Source organism: Methylobacterium sp. D54C, assembly GCF_053345595.1.
In genome coordinates this window covers 665,012-688,430 of record NZ_JBKFAK010000001.1, presented here as the reverse complement: position 1 = coordinate 688,430, position 23,419 = coordinate 665,012, and the positions used below count along the sequence as shown (strand labels likewise).

The following is a 23,419-nucleotide window of genomic DNA, read 5'->3' as shown; positions in this document are numbered from 1 at the left end:
GGGCAGCTGACGCCGGTGAGCGTGGCGCGGCTGGATTGCTTCGCTTCGCTCGCGAAGACGAAGCGGGATCCGCAGCGCAGCTTCGGGGTCCCCCCTGCTGCTGGGCGCGCCTCAGCGACGGGCGAGATCGTCGACCGCGAGGTTCAGCGCCAGCACGTTGACGCGCGGCTCACCCAGGAGGCCGAGGGTGCGCGCCTCGATGCGGGACGACACCAGAGCGCGCAGCTTGTCCGCCGGGATGTTGCGGGCCTTGGCGACGCGGGGAACCTGGAAGTAGGCGGCCTCGGGCGAGATGTCCGGGTCGAGGCCCGAGCCGCTGGTCGTGACGAGGTCGACCGGGACGGGCGCATCCGGGTTCTCGGCCCTGAGCGCGTCGAGATCGCCCTTCACCCGCTCGGCGAGGGCGGCGCTGGTCGGGCCGAGATTCGAGCCCGAGGAGTTCGCCGCGTTGTAGGGCATCGGCACCGTCTTCGCGGCGTCGGACGGGTCCGGCGCCGTCGTCGCCGAGGGCCGGCCGTGGAAGTAGCCGGCACCCGTGAAGTTCTGGCCGATCAGGCTGGAGCCGACGACCGTGCCGTCGCGCGCGATCAGGCTGCCGGCGGCCTTCGCGGGGAAGATGGCGCCGGCGAGGCCCGTCATCGCGAGGGGGTAGGCGAGGCCGGTGATCGCCGTCAGGGCGGTGAGCAGGACCAGGGCGGGGCGAAGCTGGTTGAGCATGGCAGGTCTCCGGGGACCGGTTCAGGCGAGGTGGAGGGCGCTGACGGCGAGGTCGATGGCCTTGATGCCAACGAAGGGCACCAGGACGCCGCCGAGGCCGTAGATCAGGAGGTTCCGGCGCAGCAGCGCGGCCGCGCCGACGGCCCGGTAGGTGACGCCGCGCAGGGCCAGCGGGATCAGCGCGACGATGATGAGCGCATTGAAGATGATCGCCGACAGGATCGCGCTCTGCGGCGAGGCCAGGCCCATGACGTTCAGCGCCTGGAGCTGCGGGTAGAGCGTGAGGAACATCGCCGGGATGATGGCGAAGTACTTGGCCACGTCGTTCGCGATCGAGAAGGTCGTCAGCGCGCCGCGGGTCATCAGCAGCTGCTTGCCGATGCCGACGATCTCGATGAGCTTCGTGGGGTCGCTGTCGAGGTCGACCATGTTGCCCGCCTCGCGGGCCGCGACGGTGCCGGTGTTCATGGCGACGCCGACATCGGCCTGGGCCAGCGCCGGGGCGTCGTTGGTGCCGTCACCGCACATGGCGACGAGCTTGCCGTCCGCCTGCTCCTTGCGGATCAGCGCGAGCTTGTCCTCCGGAGTCGCTTGGGCGAGGAAGTCGTCGACGCCGGCCTCGGCGGCGATCGCCGCCGCGGTCATCGGGTTGTCGCCGGTGATCATCACCGTGCGGATGCCCATCTGGCGCAGCTCGGCGAAGCGCTCGCGGATGCCGCCCTTCACGATGTCCTTGAGGTAGACCACGCCCAGCAGGCGGCCGTCCCTGGCGACGGCGAGCGGCGTACCGCCGGCCTTGGCGATCTCCTCCGCGATGGCGCGGATCTCGGTCACGACGCCGGTCTCGGCCTCGGGGCGGACGGCCAGGGCGACGTTGGAGCCGCGCGAGGCGATGGGCTGGCCCGAGACCGAGGCGATGACGGCATCGACGGCGCCCTTGCGGATCGACGTGCCCTGCAGATCCACCCCCGACATCCGCGACTGCGCGGTGAACGGCACGAAGGTGGCGTTGAGGCCGCCCATGTCCCGGGCGCGGATGCCGTACTTCTCCTTGGCCAGCACCACGATGGAGCGGCCCTCCGGCGTCTCGTCGGCGAGCGAGGCGAGCTGCGCGGCGTCGGCGAGATCCTGCTCGCTGACGCCGCGGACGGGGCGGAACTCGGTCGCCTGACGGTTGCCGAGGGTGATCGTGCCGGTCTTGTCGAGGAGCAGCGTGTCGACGTCGCCCGCCGCCTCCACGGCGCGGCCCGACATCGCGAGCACGTTGAAGCGGACCAGCCGGTCCATGCCGGCGATGCCGATCGCCGAGAGCAGCGCGCCGATCGTCGTCGGGATCAGCGTGACGAACAGGGCGACCAGCACGATCACGGGGATCGACCCGCCCGCGTAGCTCGCGAAGCTCGGGATCGAGGCCACCGCGAAGACGAACACGAGGGTGAGGCCGGCGAGCAGGATGTTCAGGGCGATCTCGTTCGGCGTCTTCTGCCGCGAGGCGCCCTCCACGAGCGCGATCATCCGGTCGACGAAGGTCGAGCCGGCCGCGGCGGTGATGCGGACCTTGATCTCGTCCGACAGGACCTGCGTGCCGCCGGTCACCGCCGAGCGGTCGCCGCCGGATTCTCGGATCACCGGGGCGGATTCGCCCGTGATGGCCGCCTCGTTCACGGAGGCGACGCCCTCGATCACCTCGCCGTCGGACGGGATCAGGTCTCCGGCCTCGACCAGGACGACGTCGCCGACCTTGAGCGAGGTGCCCGGCACCGTCTCGAAGGCCCGGCCCTGCCCAATGAGGCGCTTGGCGGTCATCTCGGTGCGGGTGCGCCGCAGGCTGTCGGCCTGGGCCTTGCCGCGACCCTCCGCGAGGGCCTCGGCGAAGTTGGCGAAGATCAGGGTGAACCACAGCCAGAGGATGATCTGGCCCGAGAAGAGCAGGTCGCTGCCGCCGGTGACGAGGTCGCGGACGAACAGCACGGTGGTGAGGAGCGCCACGACCTCGACCACGAACATGACCGGGTTTCGGATCATGGCCCGCGGATCGAGTTTTCGTACCGAGCCGAGGAGGGCCGGCCCGATCAGGGCGGCGCTGAACAGGGATGATGTGTGACGCGACATGGGAGATGTCCGGAGGAGAGATTGGAGTGAGGCTGCCGTCCTTGCGAGCGGAGCGAAGCAACCCAGGGCCGCGCTTCGCTGCGCGCGCGTTCACCGTTGCGGAGGCTCAGCCCCCGGCGCCGAGGGTGAGCGCGTAGGCGGCCAGCAGGGCGAAGCCGCCGAGCATCACGACGCCGAGGAGCGCCAGGATGAGGTCGGAGGTCCGCAGGGGCTGGGCGCCGCCGCGGTCGTGCCGCAGAGGAGGGCGGTGCAGCGCGAGGTGGTGGCGCGGGACGCGCCGGGCGGGGAAAGCGCGCGGCATCTCAGCCCCCCGTCGCGAAGGTCTGGCCGGCCGCGCCGGCGAAGTGCTCCACGATCGGGCCGAGCGCGAGCGACGGGAAGAAGGTCAGGCCGCCCATGATCAGCACGACGCCGACCAGCAGCCCGACGAACAGGCCACCGTGGGTGGGGAACGTGCCCGCGGAGGCCGGGACCGTCTTCTTGGCCGCGAGCGAGCCCGCGATGGCGAGCACCGGGATCTTCACGAAGAACCGGCCGACCAGCATGCCGACGGCGAGCGTGCTGTTGTAGAACAGCGTGTTGGCCGTCAGCCCGCCGAAGGCCGAGCCGTTGTTGGCCGCCGCCGACGTGTAGGCGTAGAGGATCTCCGAGAAGCCGTGCGGGCCGGCATTGGCCGGGCCGGCGAGGCCCGCCGGCACCACCGTCGCCAGGGCGGTGAAGCCCAGCATCATCAGCGGCAGGCAGAGGATGCCGAGCATGGCCATCTTCACCTCCTTCGCCTCGATCTTCTTGCCGAGGTATTCGGGGGTGCGGCCGACCATCAGGCCCGCCACGAAGATCGCCACGATGACGAAGATCAGCATGCCGTAGAGGCCGGCGCCGACGCCGCCGATGATGACCTCGCCCAGCTGCATGTTGAGCAGCGGGATCAGGCCGCCGAGCGCCGTGAACGAGTCGTGCATGGCGTTCACCGCGCCGCAGGAGGCCGCGGTGGTGATCACCGCGAACAGCGCCGAGGCGCTGATCCCGAAGCGGACCTCCTTGCCCTCCATGTTGCCGCCGGTGAGCCCGAAGCTGCTGAGCACCGAGCTGCCGTTGGCCTCGGCCCAGTAGGTGACGGCGACGCCGGCCAGGAACAGGATTCCCATGGCGCCGAGGATCGCCCAGCCCTGACGCTCGTCACCGACCATGCGGCCGAAGACGTTGGTCAGTGCGGCGCCGATCGCGAAGATCGAGACCATCTGGACGAAGTTCGACAGGGCGGTGGGGTTCTCGAAGGGGTGCGCGGCGTTGGCGTTGAAGAAGCCGCCGCCGTTGGTGCCGAGCATCTTGATCGCCACCTGGCTCGCGACCGGGCCCAGCGCGATGGTCTGCTTGGCGCCCTCCAGCGTCGTGGCGTCCGCGTAGGCGCTGAGCGTCTGCGGCATGCCCTGCCAGACCAGGAACAGCGTGTAGGGGATGCAGATCGGCAGCAGCACGTAGAGGGTCGCGCGGGTCACATCGACCCAGAACGAGCCGATCGTGCCGCTGGAGGCGCGGGCGAACCCGCGGATCAGCGCCACCGCGACCGCGATGCCGGTCGCCGCCGACAGGAAGTTCTGGTGCGTCAGGCCCAGCATCTGGGACAGGTACGACAGCGTGGTCTCGCCACCGTAGGACTGCCAGTTGGTGTTGGTGATGAAGCTGGTCGACGTGTTGAACGCGAGATCCGGCGCCACCGCGCTCTGATCGGCCGGATTCAGCGGCAGTACCGCCTGCAGGCGCAGGATCGCGTAGAGCACCGCGAAGCCCAGCACGTGGAACAGGATGACCGCGCCCGTATAGGCCAGCCAGTGCTGCTCCTGGCGGTCATCGATGCCGGACACGCGGTAGAGCCCGCGCTCGATCGGTCCGAGCACGGGCGAGAGGAGGGTGCGCTCTCCGGTGAAGACGCGGGTCATGTACGACCCGAGGGGCTTCACGAGCGCCAGAACGATCGCGCCGTACAGCGCGATCTGGATCCAGCCGTTGAGGGTCATGGGGGAGATCCGTCAGGGCCGCTCAGAACCGCTCGGGGCGGACGAGGGCGTAGGTGAGGTAGACGAGGAGGCCGGCGGTCACGCAGGCGCCGAGGGCGAGATCGAGGGTCATGGCGGCCTCTCTCAGAGCCGGTCGCAGGCGGCCGCGTAGCCGGCCGCCGCGGCGAAGAAGGCGAGGCCCCCTGCGAGGAAGACGATGTCGAGCATGGTGGTCGGGTCCGGTTCGGCGGACCGGCCGCGGAGGCTCCGCGGCCGGCCTTGGCCGACCAGCAGTGTCGCCGGGAACCGCGTTAGGGTTCGAGCGAGGACCGGGCGGGAGTTTATAAGGGCCGCGTTAGGATCCGGCGTTCCCGCCGAAGCTGGCCCGGAGACCCGCGCAGGCGGCCGGCACGGTCAGCCACGCCGCGCCCGGGCAGAGACGGCGCCACCGGGCGCGATCGAGCCGGATCACCCCCGCCTCGCGGCCGAGGATGCCGCCGTAGGCGAGGCCGCAGACGCGGCAGCGGCCCGCCAGCGGCTGGATGAATAGCGCCGGGGGTGCCGTGCCGGACGGCGACGCGGCGCCGCCGCGACAGGGCGGCGCGGCTCCGGCGCTCACTGGACCCGCAGGGGTTCGAAGACGTTCAGCGCGAGCAGCGCGAGGGACACGGCGGACCACCCGCCGAGCGCGACGACCATCAGCGCGAAGACGCGGTCGGCCCTGCACTCGGCGAGGATGTAACGGACGATCGGCATGCGGAGGCTCCATCCGGGCTGATGCCCGATGGCGCGACCACGTCCGCATCGGCCGTGAGGGACCAAGATGCGCGCGGGGCGTCCGGCATAGGGATGTCATCAGGATGGGGGGCCGGCGCGCCCGTCAGCCCGAGAAAGCGCGGATCGAGCGCGTGCAGGACGCGGGGCGGTGAGTCGTGGGCGCCGGATCCCGGTTCGGCGCGGCCCACCGAGGCCGGGACGGGCTCGGGCGCACGGAGGGGATCTAGTGGCACGACGCGGCCCCTCCGTGAGCGTCCGGTCCGCGGCCGGGCGACGCCCTAGACCGTCGCGGCCTCGGGCTGCTCGGTCGAGTTGAACACGACCTCGCCGGTCCGCTCGCAGACCACGGTGACAGAGGTCGCCCCGTTCTCGCGCTGCTGCAGGGGGAGCTGCGCGAGCGCGTAGGCCGTCGCCGCCTCGAGGTCGCACGGCCACAGCTTGGTGAAGCTCTCGCGTTTTCCGCGGCGAAAAGTGATCTTGTAAGCCATCGTTTCCTCCGTTTTCACGGAAGATACACCTTCTCGGCGTGCCGCCACGCCGCGCCGAGACATGGCACCGATGCGTTCCGGACGGGATTGGAAGCGAGAAGCCGGCAGACGGGCGACGAACTGCGCGACGAACGGCGAGCCCGTGACTGGGGCGGGACAGCGATTCCCGTACAGCTTGATCCGCAAAATAGACCATGCGACGGTGCCGAATAATGAATTGCGCGCCCGCGGGCATCGCGCAGATCAGGCTTGGCAGGGCAAGGCGTCACCCCTGGCGCGTCGGTGTCGGAGTGGTTCGAGGTATGTCCCACGCGCCGGCCGGATCACCCAGCGAGACAGGTCGGGCCGCCGACGCCGGCCCTAGCCGGAGCGCCGGGCCTCTCGACGAGGCCGGGGTCGCCAAGCAGAAGCTCGTCGAGGCGATCGAGAGCAGCTCGGAGGGCTTCGCGCTGTTCGACCCGGACGATCGCCTCGTCCTGTGCAACGGGCACTTCCAGGATTTCCATCCCGGCCTGTCGGCCATCATCGTGCCCGGCGTGACCTTCGAGGCCATCGCCAACGCCGTCGCGGAGACCTGCGTCGTACGGCCGGACGGGATGAGCGTCGAGGCCTGGGTCGCCGAGCGCATCGCCCATTACCGCGCGCCGCGCGGTCCGCTTCTCCAGCAGCGCGTCGACGGCCGCTGGGTCCAGGTCAACGAGCGCAAGACCAACGACGGCGGCGTCGTCGCGGTCTACACCGACGTGACCGAGATCAAGCGCGCCGAGCAGGTGCTCCAGGCGACGCAGGGGCGGCTGACCTACCTGCTCACCGCGTCCCCGTCGATGATCTGCAGCTTCGAGGTGGGGGGCCGCAACGCGCCGACCTTCATCAGCGAGAACGTGCGCGATCTCCTCGGCTACGAGCCCGGCGATTACCTGGCGGGGCCGGAATTCTGGCTGGAGCGGCTCCATCCCGACGACCGCGACCGCGTGCTCGCCGAGTTCCCGAACCTGCTCGCGGACGGGCACAACGTCATCGAGTACCGGTTCCGGCACGCGAACGGCACCTATCGCTGGGTCCGGGACGAGCAGCGCCTCCTGCGGGACGCGGCGGGCCAGCCCGTCGAGGTGGTCGAGTCCTGGAGCGACATCACCGAGCGCAAGGAGGCCGAGCTGGCGCTGCAGAAGCAGACCGCCTTCGTCGAGCTGCTCCAGGCCGCCGCCGCGGCCGCCAACGAGGCTCCGACGGTCGAGGACGCCCTGCGCTTCTGCCTCGAGCGCGTCGCGCAGCACGCCGGCTGGCCCGTCGGTCACGCCCATATCCTGGCCCGGGACGGAACGCGGACGCTGCTCCCGACCGGCATCTGGCACTGCGACCCCGGCGCGGATGTCGCGCGATTCCAGGCTGCCACGGCCGCCACGTCGCTGGCTGCCGGATCGGGCCTGGCCGGCCGCGTTCTGGTCTCGGGCGCGCCGGAATGGAGCGTCGGGGACCCGACGCTGGCCGCGGACCCGCGCGCGCCGGCGGCGGTCGAGCACGGCATCCGGGCGGGGTTCGCCTTTCCGGTGACGGTCGGGCGCGACGTCGTCGCGGTGCTGGAGTTCTTCGCCCGTGACGCGTCCCCGCCGGACGCCTCGCTGCTCCGGGTCATGAGCAATATCGGCGCGCAGCTCGGCCGCGTGATCGAGCGCAAGCAGGCCGAGGAGAGCCTGCGTCAGGCGAAGGAGGCGGCCGAGGAGGCGAGCCGCGCCAAGAGCAGCTTCCTCGCCAACATGAGCCACGAATTGCGGACCCCGCTCAACGCGATCATCGGCTTCACCCGGCTGGTGATGCGGCGGGCGAAGGATGTCCTGCCGGTCAAGCAGTTCGAGAATCTCGAGAAGATCCTGGCGAGTTCCGAGCACCTGCTCTCGCTGATCAACAGCATCCTCGACCTCGCCAAGGTCGAGGCGGGGCGCATGGAGGTCAAGCCCTCGGACTTCGCCCTGGAGCCGGTGCTCGACCTGTGCCTCCGCACCGTCGAGCCCCTCGTCAAGAACGAGGGCGTGCGCCTCGTCCGGGACGTCCGGGACCCGCCCCAGATGCTGCGCACGGACGAGGAGAAGCTGCGGCAGATCCTGATCAACCTGCTCAGCAACGCCATCAAGTTCACCGAGGCCGGATCGGTCACGCTCCGCGTCCGCTCGATCGATGAGGGCATCGAGTTCGCCGTGATGGATACCGGCATCGGCATCCCGGCGGGCGCCCTGAGCGCGATCTTCGAGGAGTTCCATCAGGTCGACAACAGCGCGACCCGGTCCCACAGCGGCACCGGGCTCGGGCTCGCGATCAGCCACCGGCTCGCGCGCCTGCTCGGCGGCCGGATCGGCGTCGAGAGCCGCGAGGGCGAGGGATCGACCTTCACGCTCACCATCCCGCCGCGGATCGCCGGCGGCGCCGAGGTGCCGCCGCCCCCGAAGCCGGCACCCGCCGCCGTCACCGCGCCGCGCTCGGCCGCCAAGGTCGTGCTCGCGATCGACGACGATCCCAACGTCGTCTACCTGCTGAAGGAAAACCTCGCCGATGCCGGCTACACGGTGATCGGGGCGGCGAGCGGCCAGGAAGGGCTGGTCAAGGCCCGGGAGCTGCAGCCGCGGGCCATCACCCTCGACATCATGATGCCCGGCACCGACGGCTGGCAGGTGCTGCACGCGCTGAAGACCGATCCGCTGACCCGGGACATCCCGGTCGTCTTGATCTCCATCGTCGACCAGAAGGAGCTCGGCTTCCGGCTCGGCGCGACCGACTACATGGTGAAGCCGTTCGAGCGGGAGGCCCTGATCGGCGCCCTCGCGCGGATCGCCCCCGACAACGAGCGCATCCTCGTGATCGACGACGATCCCAACGTGCCGGACCTCGTGCGGCAGCTGCTCGACTCGGAGCACTGCACCGTCGACTGGGTGGCCGACGGCGCGGCCGGCCTGGAGCGCATCGCGCAGGCCCGCCCCAGCGTCATCCTCCTCGACCTGCTCATGCCGCGGATGGACGGTCTCGCCTTCCTGGACGCCCTGCAGGCGGATCCCGCCGCCCGGTCGATCCCCGTCGTGGTCCTGACCGCCGCGTCCCTGGATCCCGCCGAGCGCGGCATGCTCCGCGAGCGCGTGCTCGGACTGATCGACAAGGGCGGGCTCGATCGCGCCGCCCTGGTCCGGGAGGTCCGCCGCGTGCTGCCGGTCCTGGAGACCGAGACCGCCGACGGTGACCGATGAGGTCGGCAACGACCTGCCCGTGGCGGCCCGCAACGCCCGGGACCGGCCCATGAAGCGGATTCTCATCGTCGAGGACGTCGCGCTCAACCGCGATCTGCTGACCCAGTTGCTCGAGGACGAGTACGAGATCCTGATCGCCGTCGACGGGGCCGCCGGCGTGGACATGGCGATCGCGCACCGGCCGGATCTCATCCTCATGGACCTGTCGCTGCCGCTCGTCGACGGCTGGGAGGCGACGCGCCGGATCAAGGCCGACGCGACGACCGCCGCCATCCCGGTGATGGCGATCACCGCCAACGCGATGACCGGCGACGAGGACCGCGCGCGGGCCGCCGGCTGCGACGACTTCATGACGAAGCCCGTCGACGAGGACCTGCTCTTCGCCAAGCTGCAGCACTGGCTCGGCTGAGCGCGGCCGTCTCACGCCAGGAAGGGAGGACCCGTGGAGCCAGCCCGCATCCTCATCGTCGACGATGAGCCCTTCAACCTCGACCTGCTGGAGCAGGAGCTGGAGCTCCTCGGCCACGCCAGCGTGCGGGCGGCGAACGGGCGGGCGGCCCTCGATCGGCTGAGCGAGGAGCCGTTCGACCTCGTGCTCCTCGACGTGATGATGCCGGCCCTGGACGGCTACGCCGTGCTCGAGCGGATGAAGGCCCACGAGGCGTGGCGCCACACGCCCGTCGTGATGATCTCCGCCCTCATGGAGATCGGCAGCATCGTCCGGTGCATCGAGCTCGGCGCCTTCGACTACCTGCCGAAGCCCTTCGAGCCCGTGATCCTGGAGGCGCGCATCCGGTCCTGCCTGGAGCGGAAGCGGGCGCACGACCGCGAGGTCGCGCATCTGCGGACCATCGAGCGCGAGCGCAAGCGCGCCGACGAACTCCTGCACGCCATCCTGCCGGTCTCGGCGGTGGCGGAGCTGATGGAGACCGGGCAGGTCAAGCCGCGGCTGTTCGGCGACGTCGCGGTCCTGTTCATCGACCTCGTCGGCTTCACCACGTGGTGCCACGACCAGAGCCCGGACGTCGTCGTCGCGGAGATCCAGCGCCTCGCGGAGGCCTTCGAGGTGGTCGCGCAGGCGCGCGGCCTGGAGAACATCAAGACGATCGGCGACGCCTTCATGGCCACGGCCAACCTGCTGCGGCCGCACGACGACCCGGTCTCCGCCGCCATCCGCTGCGCCGCCGACATGGTGGCGATCGCGGCCGAGGGCGAGCCGGGCTGGCGGATCCGCGGCGGCATCCATATCGGGCCGGTCGTCGGCGGCATCGTCGGCCGGACGAAGTTCACCTTCGACCTGTGGGGCGACACCGTGAACGTCGCCGCCCGGCTCGCGGGCCTCGGCGAAGGGTGCGCGCTGCACCTGTCGCGCGAGGCCTTCGCGCGCCTGCCTGACCCGCGCGACGTCCGGCCGATCGGCCCGGTGACGCTGAAGGGCAAGGGCGCGGTCGACGTGTACTGCCACGCCCTCGCGGCCGGCGACGCGACCCCGGCCTGAGACGCCCGCGGCGGCCGCGGAGCGTTCCGGATTGCGCAGCAAGAAGCGGGATGCGGCGCGCCGGGACGGAGCTTAGGGCCCGTCCCGGAGGTGCACCATGACCCGTTATCGCTGCGTTCCGATCCCGACGGAGACCGCCGATCGCTTCCGTACCACCGGCCTGGACGACCGGGACAACCCGGTCCGTCGGGTCGTCGCGACGGCGGATGGCGGCTTTCCCTGCCGACACTGCCTGCAGCTCGGCCGGCCCGGCGAGACCATGCTGCTCGGATCCTACGACCTGCCCGAGCCGCGCGGGATCTACTGGACACCCAGTCCGATCTTCCTGCACGCGGACGAGTGCCCGCGCGCCGAGGCGGTCGACGGCCTCGCGCCGATCGTCCGCGCGAACACGCTGGTCTCGGTCCGTGCCTACGACGCGGACCATCTCTGCCTCTACGATCTCGGACAGGTCTGTCCCGGGAGCGAGGCCGAGGTTCCGCTCCGCCGCGCCCTCGACGATCCGCGCACCCGCTTCGTCAACATCCACACGGCGCGGCCCGGGTGCCTCCTGTCCCGCGTGGAGCGCGTCGCCGACTGAGCGCGAGCCGCCGAGCCGCCCAACGGGCCGTTGCGCGGCCCGCTCAGGCCGCGACGTGGATATGCTCCTGCGCGTTGATGAAGGCCGCCACGCCAGCCGCCGGGATCGGCCTGCTCAGCAGGTAGCCCTGGACCTCCGAGAACCCGCTCGCCCGCAGCCGGGCCAGTTGCTCCGGGGTCTCGACGCCCTCGGCCGTCGTCGTGATCTTCAGGCTGCGGCCGAGTTCGGCGACGACGTGGACGATCGCCGCCGCCTCGTCCTTTTCCAGAAGGTTCCGGACGAAGGACTGGTCCAGCTTGATCTTATCGAATCGGAAGGTGTTCAGGGAGGAGAGGGACGAGTAGCCGGTCCCGAAATCGTCCATCGAGAACCGCACGCCTAAGGAGCGCAGGCGGCTCAGCATCTCGAAGCTCGCCTGATCCTGGCTCAGAATGACCGACTCGGTGATCTCCAGCTCGAGACGGTGGCTCGGCAGCTCGGTCTTCAGCAGGACCTCCTCGACGAAACGGTCGAGATTGCCTTCGCGGAACTGGATCGGCGAGATGTTGACGGCGACCCGCAGGGAGCCGGGCCACGTCATGGCATCGGCGCAGGCCCGTTCGAGCACGTAGGCGCCGAGGGCGTCGATCAGCCCCGTCGCCTCGGCGACCGGGATGAACTCGCCGGGCGAGATCATCCCGCGTTCCGGGTGGTGCCACCGCGCGAGGGCCTCGAAGCTCGTCACCGCGTTCGTCGCCAGGTCGAACAGCGGCTGATAGTGCAGCTCGATCTGCGCGGTGCCGATCGCCAGCCGCAGCTCGCGTTCCAGCCAGCGCCGCTGGTTCTGACGCTCCTCCATCTCCTGCTCGAAGACGCGGACGCGCCGACCGCCGTCGGCCTTCGCGGCGTAGAGGGCGACGTCGGCGCGGCGCAGGAGATCGTCGCCGTCGGCATCCTCCGTGCCGGAGACGGCGATGCCGAGACTCCCGTCGACGGACACGAACTGGCCGGCCAGGAAGAACGGCCGCCTGAGCTGGATCAGGATCTGCTCCGCCAGGGCGAGGACGCCGTCCGGCAGGTCTGCCTCGAAGAGGACCATCGCGAACTCGTCGCCGCCGAGGCGCGCCACCGTTCCGCCGGACGGGCACAGTCCGGTGAGGCGGCGGCCGACCTGTCGGAGGAGCTCGTCGCCGGCCGGATGTCCGAGTGTGTCGTTGATGCCCTTGAAGTCGTCGAGGTCGAGACAGATGACGGTCACCGCCCGGCCGCCGACCGCATGGTCCGCGAAGGCGGCGGCCAGACGGTCGGCCAGGAGCGCTCGATTCGAGAGGCCGGTCAGCGCGTCGTGGGTCGCGAGATGCGCGATCCGCGCCTGCGCGGTGACGCTCGCGGTGACGTCCTCGTGGGTCTCCACCCAGCCGCCATCGGCCATCGGCTCGACCGTGATCTCGATGCAGCGGCCGTCGGCGAGCGTCCGGGTGAGGGTCCGGCGGATCGGTCCGCTGTCCGCGGCCGACAAGTCCGTGAGACCGGCGAGCCGGTGAACCTCATCCTGTGTCGGTTCGAGATCCAGCGCGCCCGGAGCGATCCCGTAGATCCGGCAGAACTGGGAATTGTAGACCTTGAGCCGGCCGTGGACGCCGAACATGCACAGACCCTGGGACATGTTGTTCAGGGCGGCGTCGAAGCGCTCGTTCTGCTCCTGCAGCTGCCGCTCGCGCTCCGTCAGGACCGTGTTCTGCCGGAACACGTCGTCGCGCAGCTGATCGCGCTCCGAGAGGGAATGCTCCAGCACGACGACGGCCCGCGCGATATCGCCGACCTCGTCGGCACGGTCGATATCGGGCACGCTGACGTGCCAGTTGCCGCGCGCGACCTCGGAGACCGTCTGGGTGATGCGCACCAGGGGACGGGTGATCCGGCTCGACAGGAAGAGCATGACGACGGCGACGAGGCACAGCGTGAGACCGGCGACGACGCTGAGCGTCCGCAGCAGCGCGCGCGAGCTCTCCTCGCCGATGCCCACGACCTTGCCGGTGAGTTGCTGCAGCTCCCGCAGCGGCGCCGCGACGCAGAGGCGTATGTCGGGCGGCTGCGGGATGCAGCGCGCGACCTTCTCGGCGCCGAGCACGGCGTGCAGCTCGGCGCCCGACGCGGGTCCGAGCTGGGCGTTGGAGACCTCCGAGCCCGCCGAGGAGAGGAGGTTCTGGTCGGCGAGGATCAGGACGTCGCGGTTGCTGAGGGACGCGAACGCCGTCAGGGTCGGCTCGTGCGCGCGCAGGACCCGGTACCCGACGAGGCCGCCGATCACCTCGCCGAAATCGTCGAACAGCGGCTCGCCGAAGATGTCGGCGACCGTGCCGCTCTCGGTGGCGGCGAGCGCCCGCGCGAGCGCGTCGTCCCAGCGCAGCGACAGCACGAACCCGTCCGCGTGCTCCCGATCGTTGCGGGCGAGCACGGCCCGCAGGGACGCCGCGACGGGCGACGTCCGGAACGCCGCGTTGGCGGCGAGGAGGTCCGCCTCGACGCGGTCGGCGGTCAGGGCGCGGAGATTGAGGTCGAAGGCGATGGCGCCGTCGAGATCGGCGAGGGCGAGAGCCGGCCGCAGAAGCTCCGAGGCCGCCACCGTGTTGCCGGAGAAGACCGCCTTCGCGACGTCCCAGCGCTTGGACATGGTGGCGAAGCGCCGCTCGACGTCCTCGCGCTGCATCTGGAGCCGCGCCGCGGCGAGCTTGGCGTCGCTGAGCAGGCGGTCGGAGAGCTGGGCCTCGGACCAGGTCGAGACCTCCTGCGCCTGCTCGCGGAGCGTCTGGCCGGAGCGCAGAACCACGAGGAAAACCAACGCCGCCAGCGCGATCGCGGCCGTCGAGAGCGTGGCGCCGACGAGGCGCGCGCGCAGGGAACGCGAGAAGACGGTGCCCGTCACGGCCTGAGCGGGGCGCCGCCCCGCTCCGCCATGACCTGTCCCGCGCGGTCGGAGGTCGCGAAAGCGAGGAACGCCGACGCCGCGGCGTCGCGCGTGGCGGCCTTGTAGATCAGCGCGAGGGTCACGGCGCTCGGATAGGTCGGATCGCGCGGGGCCCGGCCGTCGATCGTCAGGACCGCGAGATCGCCCGCGAGCGCCGGCGAGTACGGACCGAAGCCGATCGCGCCGGGCGTCTCTCGCACCGTGGCGATCGCGTCCTGGGTCGTGGTCGCGGTCTTCGAGCGGCTGGTCAGGACGAGGTCGCGCCAGCCCGGCATGGTGGCCCGCAGGACCGTGAGCGTGCTGTCCGTGTCCTCGCGCCGGACGACGCGGATCTTCAGATCGGGGCCGCCGAGGGCGCTCCAATTGTCGACCGTGCCGGCGAAGATCGCGGCGGTCTGCGCGCTGGTCAGGTTGGTGACGCCGACGCCCTGATGGACGAAGATCGCCGAGGGGATGCGGGCGAGCGGCACCTCCACGAGTCCCTGGGCCTTCTCGGCCTCGGTCAGCGGGCGCGCGACCCGCCCGAGCCTCTGCCGCTCGCCGCCCACGGCCGCGACAGCGCCGCCGGAACCGATGCTCGGCGGCACCGACACGCGCGCGTCGCCGCTCTCGGCATTGTAGGCGGCCGCCACGGCCTGGAGCATCTCGATCCCGTCGCCCGTGCCGACGACCGCGAGGTCGTCCGCGCGCGCGGCGGCCGGCAGGGCCAGGAGGATGATTCCACCCGCGATGATGCGCCGAAGAGACGTGAATAACAGTGCCATAACCCGAGAATGCGCCTCGAGTGCTTAACCCGAGGTCACCGGATACCGTACACCGAAGGTGTGGTTGACGATCTGCTAGGCGACAGGCTCCGTTTTAGCGGTCCGATGACCCGCGACGCGCTGGAGGAAGCGCTGTAGGAAGTTCGTGTCAGACGGCGGTTTCCCGTCGGCGCCGCGCGCGGCCGCGTAGAATGGATCGGCGTAGCAGGTCGCCCCGGTCGCCGCGGCGAGGAACTGGACAGCCGCGACCATCTCGGGGGCGCCGGCCGCGAGGACGGTGTCGTCGCGCGTGAGCATCGGCATGTGGAGCGTCGGCCGCCCGGGCCGGGCATCCGGAGGCGGGTTGCCGCCGCTGCAGGTCAGGACCGTCGTCGCCCCCCGCTCGCGCAGCCAGTCGAGCGCCGGGCGCATGTAGAGGTTCTGCGGGTGCCGCGCGCCGGCCACGACGAGCAGGTCGCGCTCCGGCTCACGCATCCGGCTCGCGCGGGCGACCGCCCAGGCGGGCGCCCAGCCGACGCCCGATGAGACGATCACGAGACGGCCGCGCCCGAGCCGGTGGAAGGCGGTCCCGAACGGGCCCTCGACCTTCACCGCGGTTCCCGGTCCGATCCTGCCGCCGAGCAGCGGCGAGACCGCGCCGTCGGGCTGGCGGCGGATCTGGAAGATCAACTCGTTCAGTTCGCCCGATCCGTCCGCGCGCAGGGTCGGGCTGTAGTCCCGCGCGGGCAGCCCGGCGAAGGAGACCCGGACATACTGGCCGGGCAGGTAGGTCAGCCGCTTGCGCAGCGCGACCGTCACCTCGACGATCTCGGCGGTGAGATCGACGACGCGGTCCACGATGCCGGCCCGCCGGACGGTTTCCGGAACCTCGTCGAACTCGATGACCGCGTCGGTGGTCAGGCGGGCCCGGCAGGCCTGCACGGTCTCGCCGATGCGCGTCCCCGCATCGTCGACCGCGCCCGCATGGATCCGGACGCGGCAGGTGTCGCACTGCCCGGTGGCGCAGTCGTGCGGGATCGCCTGGCCGGCCGCCAGACCCGCGTCGAGCAGGGTCTGGCCGGCGCTGGCGCTGACCCGCCTTCCGTTGATGACGAGGCTGACGCGATCGGCCACGGCGCGCTCCCGGCTCAGCGCAGAAGGACTTCGACCGGCCGCATGTGCCGCGTGTGCCGCGTCTGCGTGTGATCGAAGGCCGAGACGTACAGGTAGAAGGTGTTGCCGGGCAGGAAATCGACGTCGTACTTGCTGCCGGTCGCGATCTTGCGCGCGGCGACGAGGGTCCAGTGGTCGTCGGCCCAGTCGGCGGCCGCCGAGATCCCGGCGCGGTCCCCCGTGTAGCCGTCGGTCATGAGCACGCCCGGCATCACGGTGCCGACCGGGATCTCCGCGTCGGCGGCAGCCGAGTACGGCACCGTCTCGGTCTTCTCGACCATCCACCACGCCGAGCCCGGCGACGTGCTGGCATCGAAGTCCAGATCCACGGTGCCGAGCTTGGCCACCGTCGCCTGCCAGTCCTTGGGAAGCCGCAGCGGCTCGACCGCGCCCGCGTAGCCGCCGGGCCCCTCGAACTTGAAGTTGTAGCGGTACGCGCTGGTGCCGGGATCGCCCCAGTAGCCGGCCTGGTAGCGGCCCTTCACGGCCCGCTCGGCGTCGGTGGGGTCTGTGGGCGGGCCGATATGCATGTCCTCGACGACGCCGAGCATGCCGCCGCGGGCCGCCTTCCACTGCCACATATCGATGTAGCTGCCGTCGGTGGTGTAGTGGTAGCCGCGGCCGTTGAGCGGGGCGGGGGCGTCGGGCAGCGGCCGGGCGCCGAGATGGGTCGACCCGCCGCTGCCGAACGCGTCGGACCGCGAGAAGATCACCGCCAGCTTGTCCTCGTAGTAGGCGGTCACGTCCGCGCGCGCCGCGTCCGCGTCGAGGAGGTGCCAGCCGTCCGCCTTCTTGATCATCGGGACGCGCTTCAGCGAGCGCGACGGGTCCCACCAGCGGAAGGCGAAATACACATTCGTCGCGTCGCGCACGGCGCGGATCTCGACGGTGGTCTCACCGGTCCCGCCGAAATTGGCCCCCTGCATCGTCCGGACCGAGACCGGGCGCGCGGTGCGCCAGACCGGGTCTTCGAGGAGCTTCGACAGGTCGGGCCCGGCCGACACCTTGTCGATCACCAGCGTGGACCGGCCCTTCACGTCCGCGAAGGCGAGGCCGCCGACGACGGGGAGGCCGATGATGGCGGCGGCCAGAAGTGGGCGTCGCCGCCGCGCCGCACCGTCCGCCAGGGCCGCCGGGCGGAACAACCGCAGGAGCTGCCACAGGCCGCCGTACATGAAGTGCGCGAGGGTATGGACCGCGATGTAGGCCAGGGCGACCAGCGCGCAGGTGGCGTGCAGCCAGACCACCCAGCCGCCATAGCCGAGGTAGAGCGCGACCCCGGTGCCTGTCAGGACGAGCGTGACGGCGTAGATCAGCCAGTGCAGCGCGACGTTGATGCCGCCCCACCGTGCCTTCCGGGCGGCCTTGCTTCGCCCGCTGACACGGAGGGCGCGGAGCCGCGACAGGCCGTTGCGATCCGTGAGACGCCCGCGCACGAGGTAGACCAGATAGGCGGTGATTCCGAAGAATAGGGTCAGGCCGGCCACGAAGTGGACGGTCCAGACTTCACCTTGCGGAAGCAGGGGCGCCAGGAACTTCGCGGTCCGCGCCACGGGCGCGTCGGCCGAGATGCGCAGGCCCGTGAGCAGGCTCGCCACCATGGCGATGGCGACCACCCAGTGGATCACGATCGTCCCGACATCGGAGCGGGGATGCCGGTCGACCTGCGCGGCGGCTGTACTGCGCCACCCGGGGGCGGTCTCGGCTCCGCCGGGCGGATGCGGCGCGAGGGTCAGCGGTTCCGACATTCGATCCTCCGCACCGTCGCCGCAAATTGGACGCGCTACGTTAGAACTTTGTAAATCATGATGCCGGCCGTTGGATATAGCCGAGCTTTGCAATCTATAACTCTTGAAAGATATGCTTAACGGCGGTCTCGGCCCGGTCGATCAGCAGGCCATGCCGTGGCTCCGCCCCGCCGCGGCGCAAACCGGTTCGGGTCGCGCGTCGACGAGAGGCGGACGCGGCCGATAGGGCACGGCCTCAGAGCGGCACCTCAAGCACCTGTCACGACGGAGCGCTCAGTCAGGAATGCTCGGAGACAGGATCTCCTAGCGACGGCACGGGATCTGTCGCCGGATCTCGGGGAGCAGGCCTGATAGGGCGGCAGATGCCTCTTCATCGCTGCTAGCGACATCCACGGCGCAGAACTCGAGGTCTCGGTCGGCGGAGTCCACGCGATGGACCGCGCCATCAACCAGCCTCGCTGAGCCGACGCGGCCGCGATCCGCAGCTCGCCTCGCCCGCGCACTCCCATTTCCGTGATCAATTTGGATACAAAAACAAATTTCAGGAAGTCAATTCCGGTTGAAAAACGCAATCGCAATTTATTTGTAAAATCAAATCTTGACGGATACGGTCAAGCTGCCGAGCGATAGAGCGGCCAATTCTCGAAAAATACTGCGACGCCGCACCGTGTCGGGACCCGTACACGTGCGTGAACGCGGATCATTGGGTTGACGCTGGCAGTGGCACGACCACGGCGTCGGATGCGGGGATATGATGACCAGAATCAAGGCGCTGTTACTGGGCTCCTCGGCCCTGATGATCCCGATCGGCGGTGCGTACGCTGCCGATCTCCCGACGTTCAAGGCTGCGCCGGTCGAGTTCGTACGCGTTTGCAACGCCTACGGCGCCGGCTTCTTCTACATCCCCGGGACCGATACCTGCATTCGTCTGTCCGGACGGGCGCGGTATGACTTCCTGTATCAGACCAGCAAGGTTCGCACGGGCGGCGGCGGCGACCTCACCGGCTATCTCGGCCTGATGCGTCTGAACCTCGATTCGCGGACCCAGACCGATTACGGAACCCTGCGCGCCTTCCTGCGCATCGATGTCGCCAACCGCAGCGGCCCGTTCCTGACCTCGGGATCTCGGCAGCGCGAGAGCTTGGCCATCGCGGGCCTCGGCGCCGACGCCTTCGGGCGCACGCAGACCTACGTCAACGCCGATAAGGCCTTCATTCAGTTCGCCGGGCTCACCGCGGGCCGCGCGTCTTCCTTCTTCGACTTCTACGCGCACGACTTCGAGCTGATCGGCGGCACGGCCGGCTCCGATACGTTCAGCACGAACCTGCTCGCCTACTCGGCGATCCTCGGGAACGGCATCACGCTGACCGCCTCGATGGAAGATCCGACCTACCGGCGCTTCCCGATCTTCGGCACCGGCTCGGCAGTCGGGGCCTTCACGGCCGGTGGCGGCTTCGCGGGCTACAGCAACGCCTTCAACCCGTTCACCCCCTCGACCTGGCTGGCGCCGATCGTCGTCGGTCCCGGCAATGTCGCCTTCGTCGATGTCACCCAGAAGAGCCGCATGCCGGACTTCGTCGGCGCGGCCCGCATCGACCAGGCCTGGGGCTCGGCGCAGCTCTCGGCCGCCGTCCACGAGATCAATGCCGGCGATGCCGGCAGCACGGTCGCGGGCATCACCACCGCCACGACCGGCCTGGGCATCTCGCCGACGGGACGCGCCTCGAACGCCTACGGCTGGGCGGTCCAGGGCGGCCTGAAGGTCAACCTGCCGTTCATCGCGACGGGCGACACGCTCTACCTCCAGGGCGCCTACGGGCAGGGTGCCATCGCCTATACGGGCATCTCCAACTACACGGCTCCGTACGACGCCCTCGGCGCGGCGCCGGTCGGCGGCGGCTCGTTCGCGCAATACTACGCGGACGCGGTGCTGAATCCCGCGACCGGCCGCCTCGAACTGTCGACCTCGTTCTCCGCTGTCGCCTCCCTGCTCCATTACTGGTCGCCCGCCTGGCGCTCGGCCTTCTTCGGCAGCTACGCGCAGATCGACTACAACTCCAAGGGGCGCAACGCTCTGGGCCTCCTCGGCTTCGGCTTCGCCCCGGCTGGCGCCAGTGCGTCGAATGCCCTGGCCTTCGCCACGAGTCCCATCCTGCGGGGCAACAACCAGATGATCACCGGCGCCAGCCTGATCTGGACCCCCGTGAAGGATCTCGATATTGGCGTCGAGGGCGAGTACATCCGCACGGCGCTCAACAGCGGCGTCACGCCGGACATCTCGAAGAACGCGCTGCGCTACGTCAATTCGCAGGATGCGGCCCAATTCCGGTTCCGCGTGCAGCGGGATTTCTGAACCGATCCGACGCGCCTTCGCGGGCGCAACGTCCAGTCTCGAGCCCGGCCGCAAGGCCGGGCTTCTCTATTTGGCGCGCCAAGTAAGTTATCTCGTAAATTGGGCCATATTCAACAAATAAAAGATCTTTTGCTTGCGATTGTCGCAAAATCATCTACAAGAGAGTCAGCTCTTCAGCGGCTTGCTTCGCCGCCGACCGAGCGGATGCTATGGTTTCAGAGCGGCTGGCCCGGGTACCAGGGCAGGGCCGGTCTGACCCAGAGCTTCAGACCCATACGACTTCGCCGACCGGGCAACCGGTCGGCTTTTTCGTGCGCCCTGCCGGCGCAAGCCGGGCAGGATTGTCCGCCAGGCCCGGGCGACACAAGCCCCGATCCCGGTGACCGGGATGTGGCGGACCTGAGGTCAGCCACCACGAGAAATTCAAAAATCGTTTCAAGATTGAAGCCTGCCCAAAGAGCGAAAGAATTATTCCGCAATAAAATATAGAGTTTAAATGCGTATTGCAGCATCTTACTACCACGTCGCCGGTGAGCGACAGCTTGTGTAACGGGAGATCATCATGAAGAACATCGTCCTCGCCTGCTCGATGGGCGCGATGCTGATTGCGGGACCTGCTCTCGCTCAGGACGGTGGCGCGACCATCGATCCCAGCCTCATCGTCCGGACCAACGGCAGCGGCCTCGACGCGTGGTCCGCCTCCGAGGGCAACGACAAGGCGGGCGGCATGTGGGAGGGAGCGACCGGCTACAGCGCCGCGATCCAGCGGCCCAGCGCGGTCGAGACCGTCCCGGCCAATCGCCAGTGGAGCCATCTCAACAGCCGCGAGCGCCGCCGCGGCCAGCCCGCCTACTGAGCGCCCACCCGGTTCGGCCCCGCGCCCGGCACGCCCCGCGATGCGGGACCGGCCGGGCGCGACGGCGTGACGACGGCGTCAGAGGGATGCGGCCGGCAGGAGGTCGATCGACGGGTGCCCCGCGACGCTGTGGGTCCAGCTGAGGGTCACGCGGCAGCCGCTCCCGTCGGAGACGATGTCGAAGGTGGCGCTGTGCAGCCGCGCGATGGAATCGACGAGGCTCAGGCCGATCCCGAAGCCGCTCTTGTCGGTCTTCAGCGCGCCGCGGCGGTACCGGGCGCGCACGGCGCTCAGCTCCTCCGCGGGGATGCCGCAGCCCGTATCGGTGACCTGGATCCCCGTCGGATTCCGGAGCAGCGCGACCGTCACCTGCCCGCCGGCCGGCGTGAACTTCAGGGCGTTGTCGATCAGGTTGCTCACCGCCTCGAAGATCAGGCTGCGGTCGCCCTCGATCGCGCACGGGCCGTCCGGCCGCTCCCAGAGAAGTCGGATGTCGCGCTCGATCGCCAGGGGCTCGTAGTACTCCACCGCATCCTCGAGCAGCCGGCCGAGATCGACTTGGGTGAAGCCCGATCGGCGCAGGCGGTCCTCCATCTCGGAGATGCGCAGCAGGGCCGAGAACCGGACGACGATGCTCTTGACCTCGGCCAGGACGTCCTCGTTGAAGGCGCGGAAGGCCGCGACGCTGTCGGCTTTGCGCAGCGACCGCTCCAGCGTGCCGACCACCCGGGTCAGCGGGGTGCGCAGGTCGTGGGCGATGTTCTCGTTGACGCCCTTGATCTCCAGCATCAGCCGCTCGAGCTGGTCGAGCATGTCGTTCACGACGCGCGTGAGGTGAGCGAGGTCGGCCGAGACGCCGCGCGTCGGCAGGCGCTCGCTCAGGTCGCCGCGCATGATGCGCTCGACCGCCTTGGTGATCGCATCGTTCTGCCGCAGCGAGCCGGCGCCGAACACGACGGCACCGATCAGGCCGATCACGATGGTGGCGGCCATGCCCCAGACAAAGGTCTCGACCAGCGCCTTCTCGAGGGACTGGAGATCCTGGGCCGAGCGGCTGACCAGCACGTACTCGCCGCTCGGAAGCTCGGTGAGCTGGCTGAAGAGCGTGCGGCTGCGGTGATCCAGCGGCTGCGCCAGGATGAACGGCTTCCCGATCGGTGCCCTGTCGGGGAAGGCGATCGGCGCGCCGGCCCGCCGCACGTGGTCGGGCCCGAACAGGACGAGCGGGCGGCCGCCCTCGGCGAAATCCTCGGACGCGTCGATCCGCTCGCGCAGCGCGCGCGGCGACAGGTTCAGGAGGTGCTTCGATTCCCACTCGACCCACTCGAACGCGGCCTTGCGGCCGTAGCTGCGCGTGTCGACGTAGAGGAAGCCCGAGAGCGCCAGCGAGGCGGTCCCGAAGGTCGCGAAGAACAGGCACGCGACCCGGAAGCCGCTGGTGCGCCGGACCTCAAGAAGGCGCACGGAGGATGAAGCCCGTGTTGCGCACCGTGTGGATCCGCGGGTTCAGCCCGTCGGGATCGAGCTTCTTGCGGATCTTGCCGATGTGGACGTCGATGACGCTGGACTGGTGATTGAAGCTGTAGCCCCAGACGGATTCGAAGATCATCTTCCGGCTCACCAGCGTGCCGGCGTTCTGCATCAGGAACTCGATGATCGCGAATTCCTTGGGCAGGAGCTCAATTTCCCGGTTCCCGCAATGGAGGACGCGCTCGATCAGGTCGAGGCGCAGGTCGCCGACGACGAGTTCGTTCACCGCCTCGGCCGCCATCTTGCGCCGCGCCAGCGCGTCGACGCGGGCGGTGAGCTCGATGAACTCGAACGGCTTGGCCAAGTAGTCGTCGCCGCCGGCGCGCAGCCCGTCGACGCGCTCGTTGACGGCCGACAGGGCGCTGAGGATCAGGACCGGCGTCGAGATCTTCGCGGCGCGCAGCTCGGTCAGCAGCGACAGGCCGTCGATCTCCGGGAGCATCCGGTCGAGCACGATCACGTCAAAGTTACCGTCCAGGGCCTTGCGTAGTCCGATGCTGCCACTGGGGGCTTCGTCGACCTGAAAACCGTATTCCGTGAGGGCCGAACCGATCTCCGCGGCGACCCGCCGGTCGTCCTCGACTACCAATACGCTGGCCATTCGTTTTTCCTTCTTATTTTGTATTCGCCGGCCCTGTCTGGTCTCCTGCGGCTCGGAGGGAGAGGTGGA

General features: G+C 69.9%; 20 protein-coding genes. 6 read left to right on the top strand and 14 right to left on the bottom strand.

Annotation, left to right across the window (positions count from 1 at the left end; all coding sequences use genetic code 11):
- Positions 1 to 111: 111 nt before the first annotated feature.
- From ACLBYB_RS03440 to ACLBYB_RS03405, 8 genes are all read right to left on the bottom strand, one after another.
- Entirely contained in the window at positions 112 to 717 is a 606-nt protein-coding gene (locus ACLBYB_RS03440) for a K(+)-transporting ATPase subunit C (RefSeq protein WP_447697855.1), read from the bottom strand.
- A gap of 21 nt (positions 718 to 738) precedes the next feature.
- Positions 739 to 2,829 (bottom strand): potassium-transporting ATPase subunit KdpB, encoded by a 2,091-nt coding sequence (kdpB, locus tag ACLBYB_RS03435; RefSeq protein ID WP_447697854.1) that lies wholly within the window; start codon positions 2,827 to 2,829, stop codon positions 739 to 741.
- 106 nt (positions 2,830 to 2,935) lie between these two features.
- Positions 2,936 to 3,130 (bottom strand): hypothetical protein, encoded by a 195-nt coding sequence (locus ACLBYB_RS03430; protein WP_447697853.1) that lies wholly within the window; start codon positions 3,128 to 3,130, stop codon positions 2,936 to 2,938.
- 1 nt (position 3,131) lies between these two features.
- Complete coding sequence (gene kdpA / locus ACLBYB_RS03425; RefSeq protein ID WP_020091581.1) at positions 3,132 to 4,847, bottom strand: potassium-transporting ATPase subunit KdpA; 1,716 nt, start codon at positions 4,845 to 4,847, stop codon at positions 3,132 to 3,134.
- 22 nt (positions 4,848 to 4,869) lie between these two features.
- A complete protein-coding gene (locus ACLBYB_RS03420) occupies positions 4,870 to 4,959 on the bottom strand; it encodes a K(+)-transporting ATPase subunit F (RefSeq protein WP_020091582.1) in 90 nt (29 codons plus the stop codon).
- Positions 4,960 to 5,181: 222 nt separating this feature from the next.
- Positions 5,182 to 5,445: a hypothetical protein gene (locus tag ACLBYB_RS03415; RefSeq protein WP_447697852.1), complete on the bottom strand. Its 264-nt coding sequence runs from the start codon at positions 5,443 to 5,445 to the stop codon at positions 5,182 to 5,184.
- On the bottom strand, positions 5,442 to 5,582 hold the full coding sequence (locus ACLBYB_RS03410; protein ID WP_020091584.1) for a hypothetical protein: 141 nt from the start codon (positions 5,580 to 5,582) through the stop codon (positions 5,442 to 5,444). Before ACLBYB_RS03410 ends, ACLBYB_RS03415 begins: the two co-directional genes overlap by 4 nt.
- 299 nt (positions 5,583 to 5,881) lie before the next feature.
- On the bottom strand, positions 5,882 to 6,091 hold the full coding sequence (locus ACLBYB_RS03405; protein ID WP_020091585.1) for a hypothetical protein: 210 nt from the start codon (positions 6,089 to 6,091) through the stop codon (positions 5,882 to 5,884).
- 302 nt (positions 6,092 to 6,393) lie between these two features.
- Between ACLBYB_RS03405 and ACLBYB_RS03400 the strand changes: the two genes are divergently transcribed.
- The 4 genes from ACLBYB_RS03400 (at position 6,394) to ACLBYB_RS03385 (ending at position 11,399) form a co-directional block, all read left to right on the top strand.
- Positions 6,394 to 9,321 carry a response regulator gene (locus ACLBYB_RS03400; RefSeq protein ID WP_447697851.1) on the top strand — a complete coding sequence of 976 codons (2,928 nt, stop codon included), beginning with the start codon at positions 6,394 to 6,396 and terminating at the stop codon, positions 9,319 to 9,321.
- A 49-nt stretch (positions 9,322 to 9,370) separates the two neighbouring features.
- Positions 9,371 to 9,730: a response regulator gene (locus tag ACLBYB_RS03395; RefSeq protein ID WP_026604690.1), complete on the top strand. Its 360-nt coding sequence runs from the start codon at positions 9,371 to 9,373 to the stop codon at positions 9,728 to 9,730.
- A 33-nt stretch (positions 9,731 to 9,763) separates the two neighbouring features.
- Entirely contained in the window at positions 9,764 to 10,819 is a 1,056-nt protein-coding gene (locus tag ACLBYB_RS03390; protein ID WP_447697850.1) for an adenylate/guanylate cyclase domain-containing protein, read from the top strand.
- 97 nt (positions 10,820 to 10,916) lie between these two features.
- On the top strand, positions 10,917 to 11,399 hold the full coding sequence (locus ACLBYB_RS03385; protein ID WP_447697849.1) for a DUF1203 domain-containing protein: 483 nt from the start codon (positions 10,917 to 10,919) through the stop codon (positions 11,397 to 11,399).
- A gap of 43 nt (positions 11,400 to 11,442) precedes the next feature.
- Here the strand turns inward: ACLBYB_RS03385 and ACLBYB_RS03380 are convergent, their stop codons facing one another.
- From ACLBYB_RS03380 to ACLBYB_RS03365, 4 genes are all read right to left on the bottom strand, one after another.
- The gene (locus tag ACLBYB_RS03380) at positions 11,443 to 14,304 is read right to left on the bottom strand and encodes a putative bifunctional diguanylate cyclase/phosphodiesterase (RefSeq protein WP_447697848.1); all 2,862 of its coding nucleotides are present in this window, start codon (positions 14,302 to 14,304) and stop codon (positions 11,443 to 11,445) included.
- Positions 14,301 to 15,110: a PstS family phosphate ABC transporter substrate-binding protein gene (locus tag ACLBYB_RS03375; RefSeq protein WP_020091590.1), complete on the bottom strand. Its 810-nt coding sequence runs from the start codon at positions 15,108 to 15,110 to the stop codon at positions 14,301 to 14,303. Before ACLBYB_RS03375 ends, ACLBYB_RS03380 begins: the two co-directional genes overlap by 4 nt.
- 75 nt (positions 15,111 to 15,185) lie before the next feature.
- Positions 15,186 to 16,223, bottom strand: coding sequence for a 2Fe-2S iron-sulfur cluster-binding protein (locus ACLBYB_RS03370; protein WP_447697847.1), 1,038 nt, complete (start codon positions 16,221 to 16,223; stop codon positions 15,186 to 15,188).
- 14 nt (positions 16,224 to 16,237) lie between these two features.
- Positions 16,238 to 18,010 carry an ethylbenzene dehydrogenase-related protein gene (locus tag ACLBYB_RS03365; protein WP_447697846.1) on the bottom strand — a complete coding sequence of 591 codons (1,773 nt, stop codon included), beginning with the start codon at positions 18,008 to 18,010 and terminating at the stop codon, positions 16,238 to 16,240.
- Positions 18,011 to 18,764: 754 nt separating this feature from the next.
- On the opposite strand from ACLBYB_RS03365, the gene ACLBYB_RS03360 reads away from it, so the two are divergent.
- Positions 18,765 to 20,363, top strand: coding sequence for a porin (locus ACLBYB_RS03360; protein ID WP_165923069.1), 1,599 nt, complete (start codon positions 18,765 to 18,767; stop codon positions 20,361 to 20,363).
- A gap of 562 nt (positions 20,364 to 20,925) precedes the next feature.
- Positions 20,926 to 21,219, top strand: a complete 294-nt coding sequence (locus tag ACLBYB_RS03355) for a hypothetical protein (RefSeq protein ID WP_020091594.1) — start codon at positions 20,926 to 20,928, stop codon at positions 21,217 to 21,219.
- A gap of 78 nt (positions 21,220 to 21,297) precedes the next feature.
- Here the strand turns inward: ACLBYB_RS03355 and ACLBYB_RS03350 are convergent, their stop codons facing one another.
- Positions 21,298 to 22,683 carry a sensor histidine kinase gene (locus ACLBYB_RS03350; RefSeq protein WP_100251000.1) on the bottom strand — a complete coding sequence of 462 codons (1,386 nt, stop codon included), beginning with the start codon at positions 22,681 to 22,683 and terminating at the stop codon, positions 21,298 to 21,300.
- Positions 22,670 to 23,350: a response regulator transcription factor gene (locus ACLBYB_RS03345; RefSeq protein WP_447698137.1), complete on the bottom strand. Its 681-nt coding sequence runs from the start codon at positions 23,348 to 23,350 to the stop codon at positions 22,670 to 22,672. Before ACLBYB_RS03345 ends, ACLBYB_RS03350 begins: the two co-directional genes overlap by 14 nt.
- Between the last annotated feature and the right edge of the window lie 69 nt (positions 23,351 to 23,419).

Bases quoted from the DNA above. Each gene is read 5' to 3' on its own strand.
- ACLBYB_RS03410 (WP_020091584.1), bottom strand. From the start codon at position 5,582: ATGCCGATCGTCCGTTACATCCTCGCCGAGTGCAGGGCCGACCGCGTC.
- ACLBYB_RS03400 (WP_447697851.1), top strand. From the start codon at position 6,394: ATGTCCCACGCGCCGGCCGGATCACCCAGCGAGACAGGTCGGGCCGCC.
- ACLBYB_RS03360 (WP_165923069.1), top strand. From the start codon at position 18,765: ATGACCAGAATCAAGGCGCTGTTACTGGGCTCCTCGGCCCTGATGATC.
- ACLBYB_RS03355 (WP_020091594.1), top strand. From the start codon at position 20,926: ATGAAGAACATCGTCCTCGCCTGCTCGATGGGCGCGATGCTGATTGCG.
- ACLBYB_RS03440 (WP_447697855.1), bottom strand. From the start codon at position 717: ATGCTCAACCAGCTTCGCCCCGCCCTGGTCCTGCTCACCGCCCTGACG.
- ACLBYB_RS03420 (WP_020091582.1), bottom strand. From the start codon at position 4,959: ATGACCCTCGATCTCGCCCTCGGCGCCTGCGTGACCGCCGGCCTCCTC.
- ACLBYB_RS03365 (WP_447697846.1), bottom strand. From the start codon at position 18,010: ATGTCGGAACCGCTGACCCTCGCGCCGCATCCGCCCGGCGGAGCCGAG.
- ACLBYB_RS03395 (WP_026604690.1), top strand. From the start codon at position 9,371: ATGAAGCGGATTCTCATCGTCGAGGACGTCGCGCTCAACCGCGATCTG.
- ACLBYB_RS03385 (WP_447697849.1), top strand. From the start codon at position 10,917: ATGACCCGTTATCGCTGCGTTCCGATCCCGACGGAGACCGCCGATCGC.
- ACLBYB_RS03375 (WP_020091590.1), bottom strand. From the start codon at position 15,110: ATGGCACTGTTATTCACGTCTCTTCGGCGCATCATCGCGGGTGGAATC.
- ACLBYB_RS03405 (WP_020091585.1), bottom strand. From the start codon at position 6,091: ATGGCTTACAAGATCACTTTTCGCCGCGGAAAACGCGAGAGCTTCACC.
- kdpB (WP_447697854.1), bottom strand. From the start codon at position 2,829: ATGTCGCGTCACACATCATCCCTGTTCAGCGCCGCCCTGATCGGGCCG.
- ACLBYB_RS03430 (WP_447697853.1), bottom strand. From the start codon at position 3,130: ATGCCGCGCGCTTTCCCCGCCCGGCGCGTCCCGCGCCACCACCTCGCG.
- kdpA (WP_020091581.1), bottom strand. From the start codon at position 4,847: ATGACCCTCAACGGCTGGATCCAGATCGCGCTGTACGGCGCGATCGTT.
- ACLBYB_RS03345 (WP_447698137.1), bottom strand. From the start codon at position 23,350: ATGGCCAGCGTATTGGTAGTCGAGGACGACCGGCGGGTCGCCGCGGAG.